The following is a 24306-nucleotide window of genomic DNA, read 5'->3' as shown; positions in this document are numbered from 1 at the left end:
AATAAATATAACCAGTGACTTATAGATAGAAGAGAAAATTCCTACCATTTTCCCATAACTTCAGCCTTTTCTTAGACAATATACATTCGTTTGGACATTGGCTGAAAAATTATAGCACTCGACTAAGTTATCGCGGTAGATTCCTCCTAAACCAGATATTAATTTACGAGCGTACTATTCTTTAATACTGTCAATCCTTGCGTATGGAACAGATTGATTCTAATTTCTTCAGTGCAATTCATTGCCGATAAATTTGGCGATCGCAATCTTAATGATTAAAGGGAGTTAACAGAAAGCATTGCTCCTAGGCATGTAGCTGGTTACAATGGTAAAGCATAACCCGATTACAAGGGATACCTTAAATTAACAACCACTCAAAATGACTGCGGTGTCGGCAAGTTAAACATTAACCATACCGGGCACTCTGATTGGTTGGAACTTGGAAGGCAAATTCTATCTTATATAATCATTTATTTAGCAATATGGGAGGTTATACCATTTTGCATACTTTGAGTTTCTGTAAACTCATCTGTAGCTATAGCAATCTGATTTAATTTCTGAATGACTCTGAGAAATCGCGAAGGTAAGAATACAGATCTTCTAAGTGAAAAAATAGGAGTTATATATATTGCAATATTGTCGCTCGCGCTCAAAAATACTAGTTTGTTAAAATAAGTTTTTTTTGAATATCATCTGTATCAAGATTTTAATTTATCTGTTGGCTTACGTCTATTATTAAGGTATAACCAGCTACTTTAAAAAAGAGTATCTCAACTTACAAAAATAGTTGGCTGATAAATTTTCTCCAAAACGCTTTTAACATTAGCATTCCAAAAATTAGATTGCTATATTGTACTAAATAACTATTCTGGTGAGGTGGGGAAAACTGTGCGGGATGATTTACAAGGGTTGGAGATTAGTCCCAAAGAGCTACAAAACCTGACTAATCTGCCTGTTAAAGATGAACTCGTAAATATCATTAATCCTCTGGGAGGATTTGTAAAGCAAGTTATAGAAAAAATTAAAGGAACTGAAGGCGCTACCGTAGTTTTTATCAGTTTTTCTATTGTGGTTGGCGCTTATCTAATATTTGATTTCATTCTCAAACTCTTTGATGTATGGCTCACAATTCCATCTTGGCTAGTGTTGCTAGTTCTAGGATTATGGGTTGGGGGAATTACACAAATAGGTTTATATTTGCTTTGGAAAAAACGTAGTAAAATTCTCAAAGCAAATATGACAAACTCTTTACGAATTCTCTTAAATGATGTTGAGAGATACAATGCGATTATTAAGGCAATAGATATTAACGATCAAATAGAAGATGCTGGTAACGCAGGTGTAAGTATTCGTGAAAGACAAAGAGTAATTGAAGCACTCAAACTCACGAGAAATGATTTAGTACGTGCTTTAAAAACCGAAAAAATCTTGAGAGAAAACAAAAATTTTATTATCAGTAATAGCGAATTTTTTGACAATAATTTAGCCAATTTAACTGCAATGCAAGTTACCGAACAGGCAACCGAGCATGGACGTATACTCAACGAAGCATTACAAATTGCCTTAGATGTACAGCACGAAATGAAAAGGTTACAGAATCAGCCTTAATCAGAGGCAGGGTGCAGGGGGAAAAGAAATAAATATTGACTTTTGACTTGTGTCCTATGCCGTATGCCCAATGACATTGACTAAGTAAAGTACTCCAGGACTGCGATCGCTGGTCTACTATAAAGATGTGTTAATTAAGCGATCGCCTATCGGCATGGACTGGAAAGAAATTCGCGGTAACTGGGTACTTATTCCCCAAAATCCTATCGGTATCATCCATTTCCTAGGGGGTGCATTCGTAGCTACTGCACCTCATCTCACCTACCGTTGGGTACTAGAACAACTGGCAAATAAAGGGTATGTAGTAATTGCCACGCCTTTTGTGAATACGCTAGATCATGTTGCGATCGCTAAATCTGTACTGCTAAACTTTGAGCGCACTTTAGAGCGTCTGCACGACTCTTCCGCATTACGCAAGCTTTACCTTCCGGTGTATGGTGTAGGACATAGCATGGGTTGCAAACTCCATTTACTAATTGGTAGTGTCTTTGACGTAGAACGTGCAGGTAATATTCTGATATCTTTCAACAACTACGCTGCTAGAGATGCTATTCCCTTAGTAGAACAGTTAAATTCTGCTTTAGCAATTGAGTTTACCCCTACTCCATTGGAAACCAACAAGCTGGTGCAAGAACGCTACAATGTCCGTCGCAACTTATTGATCGGATTTAGCAATGATTCCCTTGACCAATCAAAGGCTTTAAGCCAAATCTTACAAGCACGTTTTCCGGAGATGGTAACGGTACAAACCCTGCCAGGAACTCACACCACACCTTTAGGCCAAGACATTAAATGGCAAACAGGAGCATCTTTTACTCCTTTTGATGCATTAGGGCAATGGTTTAAACAAGAAGCATACCGTGACTTAAACCAACTTAAAAATGCCATGCTTTTGTGGCTGAATCCGCTTTCGCCACCATAATATTTTATGCTAATCGAAAAGGAATGAACCCTATAGACAGGAAATGGGTTAGTAGGATTGCATTAGCAAGTTTACTAACCCATTATTACTCCTTGCCATATTTTTCTTCCCGATCGATAGCAATAACTAACTCGTGTTCTGTGTCGTTCCCTATGTTTAAAATTTTAGTAATTGATGATGATATTTCTATATTAATACTTCTGAAGCGAATGTTAGAAAAGCAGGGTTATCAAGTAATCACTGCAACTAACGGTGAAGAAGGAATTAACCAAGTTCTAGCTTATCATCCAGCACTAATTATTTGTGATTGGATTATGCCAGGGTTGAATGGTTTAGAAGTCTGCCATCGGATTAAAACGGATCCTAAACTATCTACTATCTTCTTTATTTTATTAACTTCTTTGGATTCAGTTGCCGATCGCGTTAAGGGTTTGGATGCTGGCGCCGATGATTTTATCTCTAAACCTATCGAACAAAACGAATTGCAAGCAAGGGTAAGAGCAGGATTGCGACTACATATTTTGAGCCGGGATTTGCAAATCCAAAAGCAACTTTTAGAAGCCGAATTAGCAGAAGCCGCAGAATATGTGCGCTCTCTGTTACCCCTCCCTATTAGCGAACCCTTGAGTATCAATTACCGATTTTTTCCCTCACGTCAACTTGGAGGCGATTGTTTTGATTACTGTTGGCTAGATCCCGATTGTTTGGCCATTTACTTATTAGATGCAGCCGGACATGGGCTTAAAGCCACTCTGCCTTCAATTTCAGTATTAAATTTACTGCGATCGCGCGCTCTTGGCAACCTTAATTACTATCAACCAAGTGATGTCTTGACAGCTTTAAATGACACCTTCCAAATTAATTATCAAAATGATAAATACTTTACTATCTGGTACGGAGTATATAACAGAGTTAAGCGCGAGTTAACTTATGCTAGTGCTGGACATCCACCAGCAATATTATTATCGAGCGAACGCTTAAAGAATACTGAAGTTGAAATGTTGAGAACCCCTGGTATGCCAGTTGGGATGTTTCCCGAAGCAAAATATATTGATGGGTTTTGCAATATTAAAACATCCAGTACTCTTTATATCTTTAGTGACGGCGCTTACGAAATCACTAAATCAGACGGGACAATTTGGAGCTTAGATGCGTTTATTCAACTGCTCGTAAGCGTACAAAATAAATTTGATTCCCATCTTGAGCAAATCTTAAACTATTTAATGGCCTTGAATTCCCAAGAAGCTTTTGCGGATGATTTATCCATTCTGGAAATAAAATTTGATTAATTAAGCCTTTGAGAAGGCTGTTTGATAAAATTCATCTTGGCTAGAAAATATGTCAAATATTTTATCCATACTAGTTAATTCAAATAATATTCTGACTTGCTCGTTAATCGAGCAAAGTACCAGCCTGCTATTTGCTGCTCTTAAAGTTTTGAAAGCTAACACTAAAGCTCCTAACCCAGAACTATCCATAAACGTCACATCTTGAAAATCAATTAACACTATTTTTGTGCCTTTCTCTATTAATTCAGTGAGTCTTTGACGTAAATCTTGGGAAGTAGCTGAGTTGATAATTCCACTAAGTTTAATAACTTGTACTTCTGATTGGGTCATGAGATTCCTTAAATTTTGTAAAAAATGAATTTGTGAATATTAAGTATTATATATTAATCATCATTCATTTGTTAGTTCCTATTGATATATAAAGTAAAGTTATTAATTACCAATCTTGACCGATGAGTTATAAATTATGAACGATCGATATCAATAAAATCTGAATCCATAACTACCAATTATTAAATAATCAATAATCAACACACCAAGATAACTTTCGATCGTTGGCTCAGGAAATTTAGTATGGGAATAAGATATAGCACTTCTTAGTTATGTGCAATACACCTTAGTATATGAAAACTCTTGTCTCCAACTATCTATATAAGGTGTATATACTATTCAGATGAAATATGCTGTAGTTAACTTGACTATATCTAATGAATGACTGACAGCAAGCAGATTTCATGTCTGCTGAAATTAGAGAAAGCAAGTTTTATATCTTTGTATTGGTTGGTGCAACTGAAATTGCCTAATTTCTAACTGTGTAAGTCCTATGAAGAGTAAAGGAATCTTGGAGCAACTGCCGCAAGCTAAAGGAACTTACCCAAGGGTAGAAATAACAGTTTAATAGAGGTTTTGTGTCAGTCCTGTCCATGCCCAAATACCTATTTATCGGGTTTTTAGATGAGAAACTCTTAGCGATAGCCTTTCATATTAATAGAGTGCCCAAATTTGAGGTTTTTTTTAACACTCTTGATGAAAATCGCTAGATGTGGTTTCCCTCTGCTCAAGCAGGACTGACTTTAGCTCGATACAAGAGTTTTTCCCCTTGACAATAACCAACGTAACGCACCTTGACTATACCACCTGGTTGTGCGCTTCCTTCCATTAATTGGTGCCATTGCGGATCGTAGGGTATTTCTGCGCCCACAGATGCGATCGCTTCTACTCCCCAGGCTTGTAAAAGTTTTTCTAGAGGCTTTTGCACCAACGGCACTATTTTAATTGCTGCTAGCTGGGGATTTTCTTGGGCTTTCTGTGCTGCTGTCGGCCATTGCAATAACAAAGATTCTAAAAGTTGCAAACTCGTTTGCTGAAACTCTTGCTGTAATAACTCTCGCTGCTGTTCTAGAGCTAGCTGCGATCGCTCATACTCTTGTTGTAAATCAGCAATTTGTCGTAACAATTCTTGCTCAGTATTTTTCAGTACTGACTGCTGCTGTTTTTCTGGTTTTATCTTTTCTAGCTGGCTTGTAGGACTAATAGCTGAAAAAGTTACAATCAACTCATCCAATTCTATTTGTAGCGCTTGCGACAGCTTGAGGAGTATATCCACTCTCATCTGTTCTACCTTTCCTTGACGCAAGCGCAAAATTTGACGCTCTGAGACACCAGCCGCACGACTCAGCGCTTTAAAACTCAAAATACCCACTTGTTGCATTAAGTCTTGCAACAAATGGGTGAAGTCATTATTGGGCATGGGGCATGGGGGATTGGGCATCGGGCAATAGTCAAGAGTCAATAGTTATTTGTCATTGGTCATTGGTCATTTGTCTTCCTTGTCCCTCTTGTCTCCCCACACTCCTCTATTCTTCCAGCAAACTTCTCAGCATCCAAGCTGTCTTTTCATGCACCTGCATCCGTTGTGTCAACAAATCGGCGGTGGGTTCGTCGTTTACTTCGTCTACGACAGGAAAGACAGACCGCGCAGTTCGGACTACGGCTTCTTGCCCTTCTACTAGCAGGCGAATCATTTCTGTAGCTTTAGGAACTCCGGAAGTTTCGGGAATTGAACTAAGATTGACAAATTCGCTGTAGGTTCCAGGTGCTGGATAACCAAGCGCTCTAATTCGTTCGGCAATCAAATCAACTGCTAGAGCTAGTTCTGTATACTGGGTCTCAAACATTAAGTGCAGGGTTTGGAACATTGGCCCTGTCACATTCCAATGAAAATTATGAGTTTTGAGGTACAGCGTATAGGTATCAGCCAACAGCCGAGACAACCCTTCAGCAATTTTAGCTCTACTGGCGTCATCAATACCGATATTCAGGGGTAGACTTTCTGGTTTAGATGGCATAATTTTCTCCTAATCAGTTATTTATTTATTTAGTTGTTTGTTGTGGCTTATTGCTTTTTCTATTGACATTAACTCATGCTAGGTGCATCTTGAGAACGCTACGAGGAGCTTTGCGGACTCTAGCTAAGATTGTTTCTTTGCCTAGACGTTGACATGCTTCATATCTATGGCAACCAGAGAAGCCATAATACAGTCCTTCTACTTCAAGGACATCAATCGGTTCTTGCTGCCCGATCGCCGCAATCGATTCCATTAAAGCCTGTACTTTATTAGGATCGTTTGTCCGGGGCAACGGTCGCTTAATTTGATTGAGTGGTATTTCTTGGATTCTAACCATAAGGGTTTTCCTAACTAGTTCCCTTTTTTGACCATACATAAATCATACTCGTTATGACTTTGTTTTGCAACTTTTGGGGCAAAACTGCTGATGGTATCATTGGAGCACTCATGCGACAAAACCACTACGTTACGAAGCAATTGGCAAATCCGCCCCAAAGCCGTACTCAGGGGCAGAATCAAGTTTCTCAGAAAATTTCGTACTGGAATTTTTCCCGTACTCTAGCGATCGCATTTTGTCTGTTGGGACTAACTGCGGCATCAAGCACTGAGAGCAAAACGAAGGATGTGGTCTTAAAAATCGGGATTGTCCAAAGATTTGGGGAACAACCCACAGCCAAGCTGCAATTGGAACCTACAAAAGGCGATCGCTTAAAGCTGAGATTTAAAACAGGTAATAGAGAGCAAACCTTAGTTACCCAAAATCCTCTCAAGCTAGAAATAGCTATGCAAGCTTTACCCCAAGCAGCAGTTGAAGAGGTTTTAGTTTTAGGTACTTACCGTACCTTTGAAACTGCTGAAGATAGCGCCCAAAAGTGGCGTTCTCAGGGAATAGAGGTAGAAATAGCCCAACCAGAACGCTGGCAAGTCTGGGCAAAACGAGATATTTATAACACGCCTTTACTGCGAAGACTGCTATTGCAGGGCTTACAAGCATCCGATCGGAATACAGCCTACCTGGATACCAAAATTTCGCAAAAATTGCCGCGAGTCAGTTGGGTAATCAATGGTAAACGCTACAGCCGCAATAATGTCAGAATCAGCAGTGACAAAAATTTGATTCGGGTAAATAAAAGCGAAAAACCAGAGAATGCTCGCCTTTACGCTGGTCAAATGAACTTACTGCCCAATGCTTATGGTACGTTTACTTTAGTCAATGAAGTGCCATTAGAAACATACTTACGGGGGGTTGTTCCTAACGAAATTGGTGCGAATGCACCTGCGGCATCTGTAGAAGCTCAAGCAATTCTCGCTCGCACCTATGTTTTACGCAATTTACGTAGATTTGCGGTAGATAATTACGAACTATGTGCTGATACGCACTGTCAAGTTTATTATGGTTTAAATGGCGTTTCTCAGAATACAGATCGAGCGATCGCCGCCACCAAAGGCATGGTATTAACTTATCAAAACCAGCTAGTAGATGCTCTCTATTCTTCTACGACTGGCGGTGTAACTGCTTCTTTTAGCGATATCTGGAATGGTGAAGATCGTCCCTATCTCAAGCCAGTAGTAGATGCTTCGATGAATATTTGGGACTTATCTAGACAAAATTTAGCCGATGAAAATAACTTCCAGAAATTTATCAGCTTACAAAAAGGATTTAATGAAAGCGACTGGGATCTGTTTCGCTGGCGGAAAGAAACCAGCCTAGAAGATATTACTAAAGGATTGCAGAAATTTTTGCAGGTGAAAAAAAGTCCTTACAGTAAATTTAAAACTATTGAGGCTATGTCTGTAGTTAAGCGGTCTGATAGCGGACGTATTCTCGAACTAGCTGTGAAGACTAATATTGGTGTCTTTACTTTACATAAAGACGAAGTTCGTAGCGCCTTTGCTGCTCCCATCAGTACGCTATTTTACATCCAACCCCTGAATAAAGGTAAATCAAGTTTGTGGGGATACGCCTTTATTGGTGGGGGATTCGGACATGGAGTGGGCTTGAGTCAAACAGGTGCGCAAAATTTGGCGAAGCTAGGTTGGCCAAGTGCAAAAATTCTGCAATTCTACTATCCGGGGACGCAAATTAAAATTCTGAGTAACGAGATTCAGTTTTAGTAAAAAGGGATAAGGAAGAAAAGCAGAAAAAATACTTGACTATTGACTTTTTTAAGCACCTTCTACCTTGAAATAACACAGTAAAGAAAAATATTTCTCCTTTACTGTGCTGCTTTGTTCTTTAGATCATCATTAACTCTTGCCAGAGATGTGATGATTGAGGTGCTGAATTACTTAGTAAAGGTCTTCTTCTTTGTGAGTTTCGATGGTTACATCAGAGGCGGGATAAGCAACGCAGGTTAGTACATATCCAGCTTCGATTTGATCGTCGTCTAAGAAAGACTGGTCAGATTGGTCAACAGTACCGGATACGAGTTTACCAGCACAAGTAGAACAAGCACCAGCGCGGCAAGAGTAGGGCAAGTCAAGGCCAGCTTCTTCAGCAGCGTCTAGAATATAAGTATCATCTTCAACGTTAATGGTTTGGTTTAGTCCTTCAGCTTCGTTGATTAGTGTGACTTTGTAAGTTGCCATCTCAGTAATCCTCTCTTTTGCAAACGGCAGTATAAGTTATCCTAAAGCAAAGGCAGGCAAAGACCCCGGCTACTCTTATGGGATTAGCCGCTGTTTCAAATTTGCTTCAATTCTGATACTACGAGAAAAACTCAATGATGTAACTGGAAATTGCTCGCGATTAGTAATGAAATTTAGTTATTTAATACTAATAAATTTTTCTTATATATCTAGCGGCTTCTCCAACCTAATATTTAAAAAAGTTATACATAAGTTCCTCAAACATCAAAGTATGGATGAAACACCTTGATTTCAGACTTTTGTGCTGTTGGGTAGATGGGTCACAACTACTCTGGGGTTTCGCTTTTGGAGTACGCCGAACCCTCAGGGTGTGGTATGTTTATTTCCGCGCTGGCTATAAATCAATAACCTCTGCACGTAATGGCGTTCTGGGCGGAATTATTTCATGACTGGGAGTACCCAAAGTGTGGGGTAGTAAGTTGTCGCTTCTGGCATCTACAGCTTTAGCAAAGCGCTGTACAGTATAAGCCATTGGCTTTGCCCACACAGAAAACCTACAAACAGAACTAGTAACTGTCATGTATAATTCCGAGGCAACTTTAGAACAAGCAAAAGTGCGGGTGGGGTTGGTTGGTACTGGTTATGCGGCCAAGTTTCGCAGTGAAGCCTTGCTACAAGATGAGCGATCGCATTTAGTGGCGATCGTTGGACATACATTAGAAAATACCCAAGCCTTTGCTCAAGATTACCAAGCTGAGGCGATGAGTTCTTGGCAACAGCTAGTAGAGCGAGAAGATATAGATTTAGTAATAATCTCCACTATTAATCGAGATCATGGGGCGATCGCGCGGGCTGCCCTTACGCATGGGAAACACGTAATTGTCGAATATCCTCTAGCTTTAGATGTGGTAGAAGCAGAGGAAATTATTGCTTTAGCGAAATCCCAAAATAAACTGCTACACGTCGAACACATTGAACTCTTAGGCGGATTGCATCAAGCGCTGAAGCAAAACATAGAAAAAGTTGGCGATATTTTTTATGTGCGCTACAGCACAATTGCGCCTAGATATCCCGCACCCCGGAAGTGGACTTATAACCATGAGTTGTTTGGTTTCCCCTTAATTGGTGCGCTTTCGAGATTACATCGTCTCACCGATTTGTTTGGTGAAGTCTTCACAGTGAACTGTCATCAACGATTTTGGCAAACAGAACCAGAATACTATCAAACTTGCTTCTGTTTGACTCAACTGTGCTTTAACAACGGACTTTTAGCACAAGTAGTCTATGGCAAAGGCGAAACTCTTTGGCAGCAAGAACGTAAGTTTGAAGTTCATGGTGAAAAAGGTGGATTGATATTTGATGGCGACCAAGGATTTTTTGTGCAAGCGGGGGAAACAACGCCTATAGAAGTTGGTACTCGTCGGGGTTTATTTGCTAAAGACACTACTATGGTGTTAGATCGTATTTTTAATGGCACTCCTTTATATGTCACCCCAGAAGAAAGCTTATACACTTTGAAAGTTGCTGAAGCTGCCAGAAGAGCTGCCCAAACAGGCTTAACTATATTTATGAAAGATATTTAAGAGATAAATAAAAATCTATGAGAAGCGAAACAATCGTTATTCTATCTCAACGCGAAATAGAGAAAATGCGTAAGGCAGGACGGTTAGCTGCCAAACTCTTACAGCATTTAGAACCAATGGTGAAGCCAGGGGTTAGCACTCAGCAACTCAATGATGAAGCCGAACGTTGGACTCAAGCGCATGGAGCCAAAAGCGCGCCTTTAGGCTACAAGGGCTTTCCCAAATCAATTTGCACCAGTGTAAATGAGGTAATTTGTCACGGTATTCCTAATGCCAGGCAAATACTTAGAGATGGTGACATCATTAATATTGATGTGACACCGATTATTGATGGCTACCACGGCGATACATCCCGAACATTTTTGGTAGGTAATCCTTCGCCAAAAGCCAAGAAATTGGTAGAAGTGACTGAGGAATGTTTGCGGCGGGGAATTGCTGAGGTTAAACCTGGGGCGCGGATTGGAGATATTGGTGCGGCGATCCAAGAGTATGCTGAGTCACAAGGCTTTTCTGTAGTGCGGGACTTTGTCGGACATGGCATCAGCAACGTTTTCCATACTGCACCAGATATTCCTCACTACGGTACGCGGGGTAAAGGTAAGCGCCTCAGACCAGGAATGGTGTTTACAATTGAGCCAATGATTAATGAAGGTACTTGGGAAGTAGAAGTTCTCAGTGATGGTTGGACAGCTTTAACACGCGATCGCAAACTTTCGGCTCAATTTGAGCATACCTTAGCTGTCACCGAAGATGGCGTGGAAATCCTCACCCTAGCTGAAGGTGATTAAAAATGGTGCAAACTCTTGCTGCGGAAAACATCACACTTGAGTAAGTGATATTGCTGTAACCGTAGCAATGAGTTACATCGTGTTCTCAGAATTTTGAAACGTATTAGCCAATTGGCAAAATAATTATGAATTCGTCTTTAAAAGGGACAACGCAACCACTAAATTTCTCATGAGCGTGGGTTTATAGCGGTCTATTTACCCTGAATAATTTGAGACAATTCACGCCGAATTCGTTTTGCATCTGCTCGAAAAGCTAGCCAAAATATAATCAGCATTACTATAGGCAGCCCTAAATACATTGCAGCCAAATGACTAGGCATAGTACCTTTAGTACCTTCCGCAACAGATTTAATTGCGCTGGCAACAACATTGCCATCTGAAGAAGATATTGGCACGTGCTGTGGTTTTGCATAGATATATGTAGCAGATTCAAAAGCATTAGGCACAGCTATTCCATACCAGACTAAAAACACAAACCCTAAAGATGCAATAAACATAGGATGTATGCTCATTTTTATATGAACGGCTGTTTGATGAGATTGTGTTTCAAAATGTCCTTGAATCAGTGTCAATCCAGCGCGATAGTAATTACGAGTAATTTTAAAGCCTTGTTCAGAAAAAGTTCCTTGGTAAAATAAACATTGTCTCAACCGTTGTACAACTTCATCTGCTGTGTCAGGTATTAAGACGGTAAAACTATCTAATGGTATGATTTTCTTCATTTTGCTATGGACTACTGACTTTAAATCAAACCCAGATAAATTTTTCAATACAGGGTCTTGCTTCAGTATTCCCGTAAAATTAAGCACTCTTTCATCTTGAATAACTTCTTACTCAGCACTACTTAAGACTTATCGCCCCAATTTATTAGGAATACCTTCACAGCCACCAGGAATAGTACCTCTAGTGTTTTCCCCACCCCACGCACAGCAGTAATAACGCGCTGACTCAGACATACGTTGTGCATCGGTAAAATCAGCATTCTCTACCACAGCGCCAGTATGTTCGCCAGTTTGATAGTTCGGTGGTGCGGTGCGGCTGCGGGGTGATGCGTTTTCCACGGAACCATAAAATAGTCGAACGCCATTGAAATCGGCCTTGCAGAGTTTGGCATCATAGAGGATTGTGCGGGAAAGGTTGGCTTTTACCAGATCGCAACCACTGAGATCGGCGCGGACAAGATTAGCTTCGCTGAGGTCAGTCCAACGCAAATCTGTACCAGCCAAGTCTGCACCAGCTAGCATGACACCTAAATCGATGACGCGCACGCCTTCAATGCGGTCTTCAGCATAACCACCAACACCGTTAAGAATAGCTCTTCCCAAACGGCGATCGCGTTTCAGGGGCGTAAGCAATTTTGAACGGGAAAGAAAGCGGAGAATTTTTGCTTTCCCGCTACCATCAACACTACTTAAAATGGCGGCTGTGCGTCCTTCGGCAATCGATCTTTCTTGAGGCCAATCTTCTAATAATCCTTCTTCATCTAATACTAAGTCTGAGATGCCTTGAAAATAAGAATCTATTGTTTGCTGCTGGGTAATAATATTTTGTTGAACTGTCAGCAGGTTTTGCTGAATTGTCAGGTCTTTAGAAATAATGTATTGTCGCCAAGCTACGTAAACGGCAATGATGGCAATGAGAATTTGCCCCAAAGCACCAAACCACTCCGCCAGTGTTCCAGAAGCTTCCCAATTAATTTTGAGTCCCCAATTAGACAAGCGATCGCCCAATCCTGAAAATTTCACCAAGCCAACGATCGCTACTACTAGCCCTACAAAAGCAATTAACAATGTTCTATCTTGAGGTGAAAACCATTGTTTGATGGCGTTTTGCAACCAAGGTAACAGCATTGCCAGAGATAGCATTAAAGTCACTACGGTGCCAAAAATGCCAATTACCCAGTTATTGACAGACAGCCCAATGATGGTAATGGCGATCGCTAGTAAAGTAATTAGCAATGCCCTTGGCTTGACTGTAAATAGATTGTTTGTCTGTGGTTTGAAGAAAGAACGGGCTTGTTTTAAAGCAGTTGTATGTTGTGGAGATTGCAAAGAAGCAATCGCAGCTAAGGCTTGTTGTGTAGCCAGATCGTTTGGTATTAGGCTACGATCGCCTGTCCCACCATCAAAGTCATCTGGTTGTGATTCCTCTTCCGAGATGGGATCTGGGGTTGGTGAATTGGAGGAGTTGGATTCAATCGTCATTCTTTATATTGTGCCCCAGCATACTCAGTTAAACAGCTGTTTTATGTTAACTGCTAGAGGATAGGCTCAGGCAATATGGCAATTCGAGATTTGACGTAAATCAAGCTAGCTGGATATTGACTCGTTAGGGGCGTCTTTTACCCTTTGTCAACTTCTGTCACCAGTGGCGGTCTTTTCCTATCAAATACGCTGCGCGCATCTGAAAAAATCTCCAATTCAGATGCTTATTAACTTATCTACGTTGAGGAAATTTTTTCTCTTGTTAATTAATAACTCCCATCTCAAGATAGATGAAATTTCTTCTAGTTAGCGATTAATTGCAATTTTTTTTGAGCAAATTTTAGTCAAGCTCAATCTTATGGCATTGGCAAAATAATATCTATTTAATCGTTGAGATTTCTATTTGGTTGATGCAGGTAGAACGATTAATCTTGAGATAATATAAATATTTGTTCAATAAATTTTGTTATTTTTAGAACGCAAAATATGATATTATTTTGTTATCTTTATGCAAAAAATGGATTTATAAAAATAAAAAAATATTGATAAAAACAGTGTAGTTTGATACTATCTTTTAAGAGAAACAAGTTTTAGCATCATACTTATGAGTTCTGTAGGTACAGCATGGTCTTACGGCGCTGCTTGATTGCCTCTAGCTTTATCGCTATGTCGATATACGGGTGTAGCGATCGGGCAAATTCAACGGCAGAAAATACTAAGCAAGTTGTACAAGAAAGCAATATTTCCCAGCTTTTAATCAAGGCAAAATCTGGGGAAAAAGCAGAAGATGTATTAAATCAAGGTAATAAGCTGCTAGATGCCCATCGCTACCAAGATGCGATCGCAGCATATGATAAAGCGATCGCAATTCAGCCAAAAATTGCCGAAGCTTGGATTAACAGAGGTAATGCTTTAACCTCTTTAAAACGCTACAAAGAAGCAATCGCATCCTACGATCGAGCAATTACCATCCAGCCAGACAAAGATATAACTTGGTATAATCGTGGCAATGCCTTAGCATCTTTGCAAAGTTACAAAGAAGCGATTGCAGCATACGATAAAGCGATCGCTCTTAAACCCAACAAGTATGAAGCTTGGATTAACCGAGGTATTGCGCTGACAAAACTGCAACGCTATCCTGAAGCATTGAAATCTTACGATACAGCGCTCGCAATTAAGCCGGATAAGCATTTGGTATATTATAATAAAGCTTGCGCTTATGCTTTACAAAGCAACGTAGAATTAGCAATTTCAAACTTGAATAAAGCAATCAAACTAGCTCCAGGTAAATATCAGAAATTAGCTAAAACCGATCCAGATTTTAATAAAATACGTAGCGATAAAAGATTTCAAAACTTAATTCAATCATCTTAGTACAAGCCTCTACAAAAAAGCCTTGTAATTTCGTCATTCTTAGTTTAGGGAGACACTGCGATCTAATGAGGCTAACTGGCAAAGAGGAATTTGAATCAAAAACTCTGTTCCTTTACCAGGAGTTGAAAAACACTCTAATTTGCCGCCATGTTTTTGGGTAATGATTTGATAGGCGATTGACATACCCATACCCGTACCTTTTCCTACAGGTTTGGTAGTAAAGAAAGGGTCAAAAATGCGTTGGCGAACTGTTTCTGTCATACCCAGTCCGTTATCGGCGATCGCAATTTGGACGCACTGCGAATCAATAACTGAGGTGCGGATGGTAATTTGACTGGCACGATCCTGAATATCTTCGAGCGCATCAATAGCATTAACTAAGATATTCATCAAAACTTGGTTGAGTTGCCCAGGATAACACTCTACTAGAGGCAAGTTACCATAATCTCGAATGACAGCGATCGCCGATGAATCTGGTTGAGTTTGCAGGCGATGTTGCAAAATCAGCAACGTACTCTCAATTCCTTCATGAATATCAACCTCCTTGATGTCGGCTTCATCCAATCGCGAGAAATTGCGGAGAGATTTGACAATTTCGCGGATGCGTTCAGTCCCCAGTTTCATTGATGCGAGTAGTTTCAGCAAATCTTCGCTAAGAAAGTCCAAATCAACATCGACAATTGTCTCTGCAATTACTGATGTGGGTTCGGGGTATTCAGTTTGGTATAGTTGCACTAACTCCAAAAGACATTGAGTATATTCATTGATAAAGCTGATATTGCCATGAATAAAGTTAACCGGATTGTTAATTTCGTGGGCAACTCCTGCAACCATTTGCCCTAGGCTGGACATTTTTTCCGATTGAATCATCAGCGCTTGGGTTTTTTGCAATTCTTCGAGAGTATTTGTGAGTTCAGCAGTACGTTCCTCTACTCGTTGTTCTAATTGCTCATTGGTTTTTGCCAAAACCATGAATGATTCTTGTAATTGCTGGGTCATGTAGTTGAATGCATGAGCCAGAATGCCCAATTCTTTGACCTTTGAAGGTTTGACGCTTTGATCGAGTTTACCATTGGCGATCGCCTCGGCTGCTTGACTCAACCGCAAAATTGGCCTAGTTATCCACTGCGAGGTGTAAATTCCTAAAATTGTGGCGACAACCAAAGCCCCCAAACATAGCAAAATAGTTGTGCGATTGTTGGCATTGATTTGTGCCATAAAATCAGATTCAGGTACAGTCACAACCAGCAGCCAGTCTAAACCGTACTTGTCTCGCCACGGTTTAACCTGAACAAACTGTTTTTGTCCATTGAAAGATATGTCAAACTCTGGCTCGTTCTGGATTGCTTGCAGAGTATGAAATCGCTTTTGTAACTCCTGTGCCACAGTCCGAATAAGGCGATCGGGAATATCGAGAACACTGTACCGTTCAACTTGGTCATTCAGCTTGTACAGAATAGGATAATTACCCGAACTACCCACCAATTTGCCATTACGTTCGATAATAAAAACCTGTCCAGAAGGAGTGGCTTTTAGGTGGCGAAGAAAATCACTAATACTGGTCAGAGTCAGATCGATACCCGTTACACCCAGTAACTTATGATTTTTGTCATAGAACGGAGCCACCGCAGAAACAGTAATGTAATATTCAAGGCTAGCATCTAAGGGATTATCTGGCTGTTGTAGAGCTTTTCCCGTCTCAGTGAAAGCCACATTAGTAATTTCAGCCGCCTTTATGCTACTCCAAACGAGCTTGCCTGCGGTGACGGAATCTGTGTACCAAGGTTCGGTCAACGGATGGTAGTCATAGCTTTGTAAAAGTTTAGTGCGGTTGCCTTTATCGTCAACGAGGTAGTCTGAGGCTTTACCTTTTCCCAGATTTTCATAGAGCAGCAAGTCAACTCCTTTAACCCAGCGTCCTGCTCCTGCTTCTTTACCATTCGTTAATGTGTATCCAGCATAACTGAGGTGTCTAAAAGCTTTAGCTTGTCTCCAAAAATAACGCCCACTGGTAATTAGATCTTTGAGATTCAATTCTTTGTTGGCGATCGCATCAACATTAATCTCGGTTAATTGAATTGGCAACGCCAGATACGTATCTAAACGGTTATCCACCTGCTGACTAGCTTTGTCGATCAACTGCTCGGCGAGATCGTTAACTGCTTTCTGACCGTTTTTGAATGAGAAATATCCAACTAATCCCACAGCCACAAAAATTTGTAGCACAAAGGGAACAACAAGAATCAAGCGGAGTGTCACTAGCTGAGTTAACTTGGCAGGGTGCAACGACATGATTTGAGCAAGTGTCTGGCATATTATCGCCATTAAGGCTGGCTTTATAGTTCCCAAATCATTAGAGAAAATACTGAAACTTTCAGCGTCAAATTTTACAACTTGCTTCCCAGCCCAACATGACTGCTTTACGCTCCAAGCCCCAGTGATAGCCGCCTAGTTCCCCTGATTCTCGGATCGCGCGATGACATGGAATGATGTAGGCAATGGGATTATTACCCACAGCATTACCAACGGCTCTCGCAGCAGTTGGGCGACCAATCATTTCCGCAATTTTCTGATAAGTTGTCATACCCCCAAAGGGTATTTGTAAAAGTGCTTTCCAAACTTGAATCTGAAAATTAGTTCCCTTAACTAGCAGTGTTAATGGCTTATCAACATTCAAGCTATTGGGATGAAAAATCTGGTCGTGCAAGGGTTGGGTGGTTTGTTCGTCGTGAATAATTTCCGCACTTTTCCACGAACGACGCAGTATTTGCTCGCCAGTCTGCTCATCTGCGTTATCTAAGAAATATAAGTTACAAATACCACGAGATGTTGTAGCGATTAGAGATTGACCAAATAAAGTGTCATGAATGCCATAACGAATTTGCAAACCTGCTCCGCCTGTTTTGAACTCACCAGGAGACATCGCTTCTAAGTTCACAAACAGATCGTGTAATCGCCCCGGACTCGACAACCCCACATCTAGGGTTAGGTCTAAAAGGCTTTTCGTTTCGATAATTTTTGACTTGGCGTATTCCACAGTCAGATATTGCAAAAACTTTTTGGGACTGATACCCGCCCATTGGGTAAATAACCGTTGGAAATGATACTCACTCAGCCCTATGTGCTGTGCCACAGTTGCTAAATCAGGTTGACTCAGGTGATTTTGCCGCATAAATGCGATCGCCTGAGCAATTCGGCTGTAGTCTTTGCTGTCAGAGACATTTACACTATTCATCGATACATGATTCACCCCATCTGCATTTTCCTACTTTACAGACGGTGTAGATCAAAAACCACCCGTTTCTTGCGGTTTTAGAACTTGGTGTTAGATTAGATGTTCGCCTCTCAGAGAATTTTCCATTACATTTTTTAGCAGATTGTAATTAAAAAATTGTAGCTTATGAAAGCTGATTCTATCTGATTCCTATATATTGCAATCAAGAGAATAGTATATCTATTACCATGTTTACTTTCAACAAAAAATACTTCTATTTCACACTCATATTGTTTTTAATAGAGGTAGGTATTGCTGTTTTTATCGATGATGGTTTCATCCGTCCTTTTATTGGTGATGTTTTAGTAGTGATACTAATTTATTGTTTTGTGAGAGCTTTTTGGAATATAAATTCCACCATCGTAGCTTTATCAGTTCTTGTGTTTTCTTGTATTATTGAAATTCTGCAATATTTTAATTTTGTAAATCAATTGGGATGGCAAAAATATAAGATTATAGCTGTTGCGTTAGGAAGTACATTTGATTGGAAAGATATAATTGCTTATACAATAGGCACTGCTACAGTTTTGTGGTTAGAAAATAGCACCAAGAGAAAAGTAAAAAATTAAAGTTATACCAATTTTAAAAAAGAATGCGACAGATTGTAGGGGCACGGCAGTGCCCTCAGCGCGTATTGCATCCACATGAGAAATACTATATAAGCAAGGGATCGCTTTTGAATCTCGGCTGTTGCACCTCAAAGCAGGAAGTTCCGAGTTCAAAGCACGAGCGATCGCGTTTTTTTCACCATCATTCACCTTTTGATCTCGAACGTTGGTGTTCTGAAGGCGAAGTTTCGTGTTCCGATCTCGAACTTTGGTGTTCTGAAGGTGAAGTTTCGTGTTCTGAACTCGGAACGCCGAGTAATTTACTCGAACATCCGAGTTCTGAACTGCAACGTTGCACCTTTGAAGTGCAACTACCGAGTTATTTTCTACAACGCTGCTTCTTGCTGCTTGGACTTCCGAGATTTACGAGCGAACCTTTGCCCCATTTCGTCAACTACTGTCTCTAAACCACCACCTTGTCCGCTAGCTTTGGCGTAGTTATACACCTGCAAGGCGGCTGCATAAGCTTCGCTACCCACTGCCAAAGATGTATCATCCACCAATTCATGTAATTGGGAAAGTGACAGCAATACTGGATACAATGCCTCAAATAATTGTACGTCTTTCCGCATCTCTTCCAGGTCAAACGATCGCGGTAAAAACTCTGGATTCTGTGTCGCCACCTCCAATGCTTTACTGACAAAGGCGCGGCTTTTATCCCCCATCTTCGGTAAAGCTTTACGCTCCTCGTTAGTTAAATCAATCAAAAATGGTAGCTTTTCTTTAATAGTGGCAATGGCTTGCAACACCTCATCTCTCTGTTTTTGCGCTAGTGTTGCACTTATTGAGGCTGTGGACATAGGAATTATTCTCCAGTATGCTGCTAAAATTTAGTGTGCCCACAGATACAAGTTTAATTTCAATACGTAGCAATAAATATTCTGATTTTCAAGGGAGAGCGATCGCTACGCTTTCAACTATCAAAATTCTTCTTCCTCGTCAACTTCCTCGCCCATCAGTGGCGCTTGCGAACTATGACGTACATGAAGCACAAAAACCGTATTTTCCCGAATACTGAACAAAATCCGGTACTTATTTCTGGACTTACCATAAATAAGTTGACGGATTTCTTCTGTAAATGCATCATTTTCTGGAGCTAAAGCACAACGTAGTGGCTTTTCTTGCAGAGTAGCAATAGTATCCATTAACTCCCGAAACCATTTATCCGCATAAACTGGATTGCGCTGTCTTAACCAAGAGTAAGCACTCTCAACTTCAGATCTTGCAGTCTGAGTTAACCTAACTTGAAATGCCATACTTTTGCTGCATTTCTTGCTCAAATTCGCTCATAGTGGTAGTTCTACCAGCTTCTACATCTTCTAGCCCCTGCTTAATTCCAGCGATCGCTTCTAATCTTTCTAAGGTATCCAAGAGTTTTTGATAAGATTCGGCATCTTGAACAACAAGTTCAGCTTTACCATTAACTGTCAGCACTACAGGTTTTCCTGTCTGCTTCATCTGCTGGAGGAATTCTACCGTATTGCGCTTAAAGCTAGAGAGTGAATGAATGTCTCGACTAATGTTGAGCATAGAGTTGATTATGCATTAAACTTGCACTTAATTTAATGCTATCTCGAAAGTTTCTGTCACAACCAATTTGTATTGCTCGGTAACAACATTGAAGTCAGTACCGCCTTTGACTTGAGAAAAATTGCACATCGCGCTAGTCTTCATTACCGTAACTGCACGCTGTATAATCAGGCGATGAAAAATCTGCTCTCTTCCATAATCCCCCCTTACACTTGGAATCGTCCCATTGGTCTTGGTTGGGATAACCCCTACACTGTCCGTTACGCTAGCAATATTGATGATGGCCCTTGGCATGGTATGCCTTTAGGTGGCTTTGGTGCTGGTTGTATCGGGCGTTCTTCACGGGGAGACTTTAATCTCTGGCACATTGACGGGGGAGAGCATACTTTTAAGAATATTCCCGCTTGTCAATTTAGCGTGTTTGAGTCTCATGGCTCATCTTCCCAAGCTTATGCTTTATCTACCCAAGTACCTGAGGATGGTAGTCTAGCTGCTTGGCGATGGTATCCATCTAGCCAACAAGCAGCAGAGACTTCCCACACGGGTACTTATCACGCGCTATATCCCCGTAGTTGGTTTGTTTACGAAAATGTCTTCAAAGCACAGCTAACTTGCGAGCAATTTTCCCCCATCTGGGCAAATAACTACAAAGAAACTAGTTATCCAGTGGCGATATTTCTGTGGAAGGCGCATAATCCCACGAATGCACCGATTACTCTTAGCATTATGCTCGCTTGGCAAAATATGGTGGGCTGGTTTACTAATGCTTTGAAGTCGCCGGAAGTGAAAATTCGCGATGATGGGAGTCCGGTATATGAGTATCAGCCGCGTTTGGGCGAGAGTCAAGGTAATTACAATCAATTAGTGGAAAATGAGCAATACCTTGGTTGTCTTTTATCCCAAGTTGCTCGTAATGCACCCGTCCAAGAAGGAGATGGTAGCTGGTGTATTGCCACGTTGAAGCATCCCCAAGTGGAAGTGTTTTATCATACGCGCTGGAATCCGGCTGGTACGGGTGACGAACTGTGGCAAAGCTTTGCTCGTGATGGTTCTTTGCCCAATTATGTTGATGCAACGCCAGCAGCAGATAATACACAAATCGGGGCAGCGATCGCACTCCGTTTTACTCTGCAACCAGGGGAATCTCTAGAACTTCCCTTCGTCTTAGCTTGGGATTTTCCAGTAACAGAATTTGCCACCGGAGTTAATTATCACCGCAGATATACAGATTTTTTTGACAGAAGCGGTGAGAATGCTTGGGCGATCGCATCTACTGCGTTAACAGAATATCAAAATTGGCGATCGCAGATTCAAAGTTGGCAACAACCCATCCTCGACCGAGAAGATTTACCAGCTTGGTTTAAAATGGCTCTATTTAACGAGCTTTATGACCTTACCAGTGGTGGTACTCTCTGGAGTGCAGCCTCAGAACTCGATCCCATCGGTCAATTTGCCGTATTAGAATGCTTAGATTATCGCTGGTATGAAAGTTTAGATGTGCGGTTATATGGTTCTTTCGCCTTGCTGATGTTGTTTCCGGAACTGGAAAAATCAGTGATGCGGGCTTTTGCACGGGCGATCCCCCAAAGTGACGATCGCCAACGCGTTATTGGCTATTACTATACAATTGGCGCAGACACGACAACTGCCGTTCGCAAAGTCGCAGGCGCTACACCCCACGATTTAGGCGCACCTAACGAACACGTCTGGGAGAAAACTAACTACACCTGCTACCAAGACTGCAATTTGTGGAAAGATTTAGGCAGCGATTTTGTATTGCAAGTATACCGAGATTTTCTGCTCACGGGTGCTAATGATGTACAGTTCCTAGCAGATTGTTGGGATGCGATCGTCCAAACCCTCGACTACCTAAAAACTTTCGATCTAGATGGCGATGGAATTCCCGAAAATTCCGGTGCGCCAGATCAAACTTTTGATGATTGGCGACTGCAAGGTGTTAGCGCATATTGCGGCGGTTTGTGGTTAGCGGCTTTGGAAGCTGCGATCGCCATTAGCGATATTTTACTCGAAAGTAACCTTGGCGACCTTCGCGTCTTGGCAGTTCAAAAATCCACCTATGAGACTTGGTTGCAACAATCTCGCCCCATCTACGAAGAAAAACTTTGGAATGGGCAATATTACCGTCTCGATAGCGAGAGTGGTTCTGATGTAGTAATGGCAGATCAGTTGTGCGGACAATTTTATGCGCGGTTATTGGGATTATCAGATATTGTAGATAGCGATCGCGCCCTCTCTGCCCTCAAAACTGTGTATGATGCTTGCTTTCTCAAGTTCCAAAATGGTCAGTTCGGTGCTGCAAATGGTGTTCTTCCCGACGGTTCCCCAGAAAACCCTAAAGCTACTCACCCACTAGAAGTCTGGACAGGTATCAACTTTGGACTAGCGGCTTTTCTTGTACAGATGGGAATGCAGGATGAAGCATGGCGCTTAACACAAGCTGTAGTGCAGCAAATGTACAACAACGGGCTACAATTCCGCACACCCGAAGCGATCACCGCATCTGGAACTTTTCGTGCTAGTACCTACCTGCGGGCAATGGCTATTTGGGCAATTTACTTAGTGATTGGGCAATAAGGCATCGGGCACTGGGGATTGGATACTGGAGAAGTTTTTCTCCCCTGCCTCATCCCTTTCGCTTTAATTAACTAATCGAAAAATTGCAACCAAATATACATTAAAAAAAATATATACGTTTTATTATTTGCGTTTTGCAGCTAAATTTACTTGTAGCTGAGGCTGTAAGTATTTATAACTGCGATTTTATTTTCCGGGTGTTTCAAAATTAAAAGGAAAAGATAAGTAATACTAACAAAGATGCAAAATGTTGAAACCTCAAGACCAGTGTTTTCAAAATATCCAGCATCGCTATCCTTAGTAATTGAGAGTTCTAATCTCGCCAATTTTATGTCGTGCGTTAACAATTTTTACTCGCTCACAAAATCATTTTTCCTTAGTTTCTGTAAAAATCAATACTATAAATGTAGTTTTTTGGTATGAAAATTATTCAAACTTACTGTAGAATTATATTTTCATGCTTCATCCTATGTGACTGCAAATACATAAAAAAGGCTGTAAAATCAATTCTTACTGGTTAACAAGTAAGTAACTGAGTCAGTCTCAAAAAGACCTTAGTCCAATTTTTATCAGAAGTTATCAGCAGTTGATTAGAAGACTGCCAATAAAAAACATGGATTTTGCTAGTGATTTCTTTCAAACTTTCACTTACGAAAAGCCGCTGAAAAATGATAACTGAGCAATTGGTGATTAACAACACAAATAATTGCATTTTGTAGAGGCTTTTAAAATGACAAAATCCTAACAGTGAAAGAATTTAGTACTACTTATACTGAACGTACTCGCCACATTACAGTTAAATAAATTACCCAAAAACCTAATTTAGCCATGAACTCCTCTTTGTTGTTAAGGGTTCAGGGAGATATGGAATATATAAATAACCAACCATCTCCCACAACAAAAGCATTTAGCTTTCCATTGTTGAGTATGGTTGCAAGTAATTCAAACATAGCATCAGACTTAAGTCAAGTCCGGAGGTTATGGAAGTCACAACAAGATGAAGAACTGACTAGTACAAATATATATGTGGAAATTCAACAAGCAGTGAGGAGATATTCTCTGATACTCTATCTTCCTCTCACAAAAGAATTAGAAGTTCCATATCGAACGAACAATACTCTAGTCTCCACCAGAATGACTTTATACTTGTTTTTGACCGAGGTATCGTTGTGGAAAAACTCACTCCTGAAAAACTATTAGTAATTAACAGTCTTTATCGCCACTTATATACTTACGATTTATTCTGTAATCTCCCTTAAATGAATTTCTTAACGAGCGAGAACCTAGCAATCTTTTTTACCTTAACTTAGCGATCTCTGCTGTATAAAAGAAATTTTTACCGTTCTTTATTAAAAGAGTAATTTATCGATTCACTTTAGTTGAATATTTTTTCTAAAAATATTATTTTTGTGATTAATTTATCAGAGCTAATATAGCTCTGTTTTTTAATTGTTTATCTATCATAACATAAAACAGTCAAATTTCCAAATTGCCATCTGTAACTCATTATTTAATCTCATGCTTACTTGTTAAGAATCATCATATAAATTATTGGATATTTAAAAGCTGTAACTTAAGCTAGATAAGCACTATT

At 40.4% G+C, this 24306-nt stretch carries 22 protein-coding genes; 9 read left to right on the top strand and 13 right to left on the bottom strand.

Annotation, left to right across the window (positions count from 1 at the left end):
- The first annotated feature begins 888 nt into the window (after positions 1 to 888).
- From AACU33_RS22130 to AACU33_RS22120, 3 genes are all read left to right on the top strand, one after another.
- Positions 889 to 1608: a hypothetical protein gene (locus AACU33_RS22130; protein WP_339376207.1), complete on the top strand. Its 720-nt coding sequence runs from the start codon at positions 889 to 891 to the stop codon at positions 1606 to 1608.
- Positions 1609 to 1762: 154 nt separating this feature from the next.
- Complete coding sequence (locus tag AACU33_RS22125) at positions 1763 to 2530, top strand: DUF1350 family protein (RefSeq protein ID WP_096590684.1); 768 nt, start codon at positions 1763 to 1765, stop codon at positions 2528 to 2530.
- Positions 2531 to 2682: 152 nt separating this feature from the next.
- Positions 2683 to 3819, top strand: coding sequence for a PP2C family protein-serine/threonine phosphatase (locus AACU33_RS22120; protein WP_096590683.1), 1137 nt, complete (start codon positions 2683 to 2685; stop codon positions 3817 to 3819).
- On the opposite strand, the gene AACU33_RS22115 is transcribed toward AACU33_RS22120, so the two are convergent.
- From AACU33_RS22115 to AACU33_RS22100, 4 genes are all read right to left on the bottom strand, one after another.
- A complete protein-coding gene (locus tag AACU33_RS22115) occupies positions 3820 to 4149 on the bottom strand; it encodes an STAS domain-containing protein (protein ID WP_096590682.1) in 330 nt (109 codons plus the stop codon).
- Positions 4150 to 4876: 727 nt separating this feature from the next.
- Positions 4877 to 5569: a nucleotide exchange factor GrpE gene (gene grpE / locus AACU33_RS22110; RefSeq protein ID WP_096595347.1), complete on the bottom strand. Its 693-nt coding sequence runs from the start codon at positions 5567 to 5569 to the stop codon at positions 4877 to 4879.
- Between the two features lie 106 nt (positions 5570 to 5675).
- A complete protein-coding gene (locus tag AACU33_RS22105; RefSeq protein ID WP_096590681.1) occupies positions 5676 to 6167 on the bottom strand; it encodes a Dps family protein in 492 nt (163 codons plus the stop codon).
- A 73-nt stretch (positions 6168 to 6240) separates the two neighbouring features.
- Positions 6241 to 6504 carry a ParB N-terminal domain-containing protein gene (locus tag AACU33_RS22100; RefSeq protein WP_096590680.1) on the bottom strand — a complete coding sequence of 88 codons (264 nt, stop codon included), beginning with the start codon at positions 6502 to 6504 and terminating at the stop codon, positions 6241 to 6243.
- Between the two features lie 110 nt (positions 6505 to 6614).
- Between AACU33_RS22100 and AACU33_RS22095 the strand changes: the two genes are divergently transcribed.
- On the top strand, positions 6615 to 8282 hold the full coding sequence (locus tag AACU33_RS22095) for a SpoIID/LytB domain-containing protein (RefSeq protein WP_096595346.1): 1668 nt from the start codon (positions 6615 to 6617) through the stop codon (positions 8280 to 8282).
- A 174-nt stretch (positions 8283 to 8456) separates the two neighbouring features.
- Here the strand turns inward: AACU33_RS22095 and AACU33_RS22090 are convergent, their stop codons facing one another.
- Together AACU33_RS22090 and AACU33_RS22085 are read right to left on the bottom strand one after the other, a co-directional pair.
- A complete protein-coding gene (locus AACU33_RS22090; RefSeq protein ID WP_096590679.1) occupies positions 8457 to 8756 on the bottom strand; it encodes a ferredoxin in 300 nt (99 codons plus the stop codon).
- 394 nt (positions 8757 to 9150) lie between these two features.
- The gene (locus tag AACU33_RS22085) at positions 9151 to 9336 is read right to left on the bottom strand and encodes a hypothetical protein (RefSeq protein WP_096590678.1); all 186 of its coding nucleotides are present in this window, start codon (positions 9334 to 9336) and stop codon (positions 9151 to 9153) included.
- Here AACU33_RS22085 and AACU33_RS22080 point away from each other — a divergent pair.
- Both AACU33_RS22080 and map read left to right on the top strand, forming a co-directional pair.
- Complete coding sequence (locus AACU33_RS22080; RefSeq protein ID WP_096590677.1) at positions 9335 to 10339, top strand: Gfo/Idh/MocA family protein; 1005 nt, start codon at positions 9335 to 9337, stop codon at positions 10337 to 10339. The genes AACU33_RS22085 and AACU33_RS22080 overlap by 2 nt on opposite strands.
- 17 nt (positions 10340 to 10356) lie before the next feature.
- Positions 10357 to 11127, top strand: coding sequence for a type I methionyl aminopeptidase (gene map, locus AACU33_RS22075; RefSeq protein ID WP_096590676.1), 771 nt, complete (start codon positions 10357 to 10359; stop codon positions 11125 to 11127).
- A gap of 191 nt (positions 11128 to 11318) precedes the next feature.
- Here map and AACU33_RS22070 read toward each other — a convergent pair whose 3' ends face one another.
- On the bottom strand, positions 11319 to 11897 hold the full coding sequence (locus AACU33_RS22070) for a hypothetical protein (RefSeq protein ID WP_339376206.1): 579 nt from the start codon (positions 11895 to 11897) through the stop codon (positions 11319 to 11321).
- 81 nt (positions 11898 to 11978) lie between these two features.
- Complete coding sequence (locus tag AACU33_RS22065) at positions 11979 to 13331, bottom strand: pentapeptide repeat-containing protein (RefSeq protein WP_096590674.1); 1353 nt, start codon at positions 13329 to 13331, stop codon at positions 11979 to 11981.
- 624 nt (positions 13332 to 13955) lie between these two features.
- On the opposite strand from AACU33_RS22065, the gene AACU33_RS22060 reads away from it, so the two are divergent.
- Entirely contained in the window at positions 13956 to 14705 is a 750-nt protein-coding gene (locus tag AACU33_RS22060) for a tetratricopeptide repeat protein (protein ID WP_096590673.1), read from the top strand.
- Between the two features lie 39 nt (positions 14706 to 14744).
- On the opposite strand, the gene AACU33_RS22055 is transcribed toward AACU33_RS22060, so the two are convergent.
- The gene (locus tag AACU33_RS22055) at positions 14745 to 16997 is read right to left on the bottom strand and encodes an ATP-binding protein (RefSeq protein WP_096590672.1); all 2253 of its coding nucleotides are present in this window, start codon (positions 16995 to 16997) and stop codon (positions 14745 to 14747) included.
- An 88-nt stretch (positions 16998 to 17085) separates the two neighbouring features.
- A complete protein-coding gene (locus tag AACU33_RS22050) occupies positions 17086 to 17940 on the bottom strand; it encodes a bifunctional transcriptional activator/DNA repair enzyme AdaA (RefSeq protein WP_096590671.1) in 855 nt (284 codons plus the stop codon).
- A 227-nt stretch (positions 17941 to 18167) separates the two neighbouring features.
- Here AACU33_RS22050 and AACU33_RS22045 point away from each other — a divergent pair, with 227 nt between their 5' ends.
- Complete coding sequence (locus AACU33_RS22045; protein ID WP_096590670.1) at positions 18168 to 18548, top strand: ribosomal maturation YjgA family protein; 381 nt, start codon at positions 18168 to 18170, stop codon at positions 18546 to 18548.
- A gap of 365 nt (positions 18549 to 18913) precedes the next feature.
- On the opposite strand, the gene AACU33_RS22040 is transcribed toward AACU33_RS22045, so the two are convergent.
- From AACU33_RS22040 to AACU33_RS22030, 3 genes are all read right to left on the bottom strand, one after another.
- Positions 18914 to 19387 (bottom strand): hypothetical protein, encoded by a 474-nt coding sequence (locus tag AACU33_RS22040; protein WP_096590669.1) that lies wholly within the window; start codon positions 19385 to 19387, stop codon positions 18914 to 18916.
- A gap of 120 nt (positions 19388 to 19507) precedes the next feature.
- On the bottom strand, positions 19508 to 19843 hold the full coding sequence (locus AACU33_RS22035; protein WP_096590668.1) for a type II toxin-antitoxin system RelE/ParE family toxin: 336 nt from the start codon (positions 19841 to 19843) through the stop codon (positions 19508 to 19510).
- Complete coding sequence (locus AACU33_RS22030; protein WP_096590667.1) at positions 19827 to 20117, bottom strand: type II toxin-antitoxin system Phd/YefM family antitoxin; 291 nt, start codon at positions 20115 to 20117, stop codon at positions 19827 to 19829. The genes AACU33_RS22035 and AACU33_RS22030 overlap by 17 nt, the downstream gene beginning before the upstream one ends.
- Before the next feature lie 174 nt (positions 20118 to 20291).
- Between AACU33_RS22030 and AACU33_RS22025 the strand changes: the two genes are divergently transcribed.
- Positions 20292 to 22712 (top strand): GH116 family glycosyl hydrolase, encoded by a 2421-nt coding sequence (locus AACU33_RS22025; protein ID WP_096590666.1) that lies wholly within the window; start codon positions 20292 to 20294, stop codon positions 22710 to 22712.
- Positions 22713 to 24306 lie beyond the last annotated feature (1594 nt).

The sequence above is a fragment of the Calothrix sp. NIES-2098 genome (assembly GCF_963875125.1).
In the GTDB taxonomy this organism is placed as follows: domain Bacteria; phylum Cyanobacteriota; class Cyanobacteriia; order Cyanobacteriales; family Nostocaceae; genus Aulosira.
The sequence above is the reverse complement of the archived record's forward strand: the minus strand, read 5'-3'. Positions and strand labels throughout refer to the sequence as shown.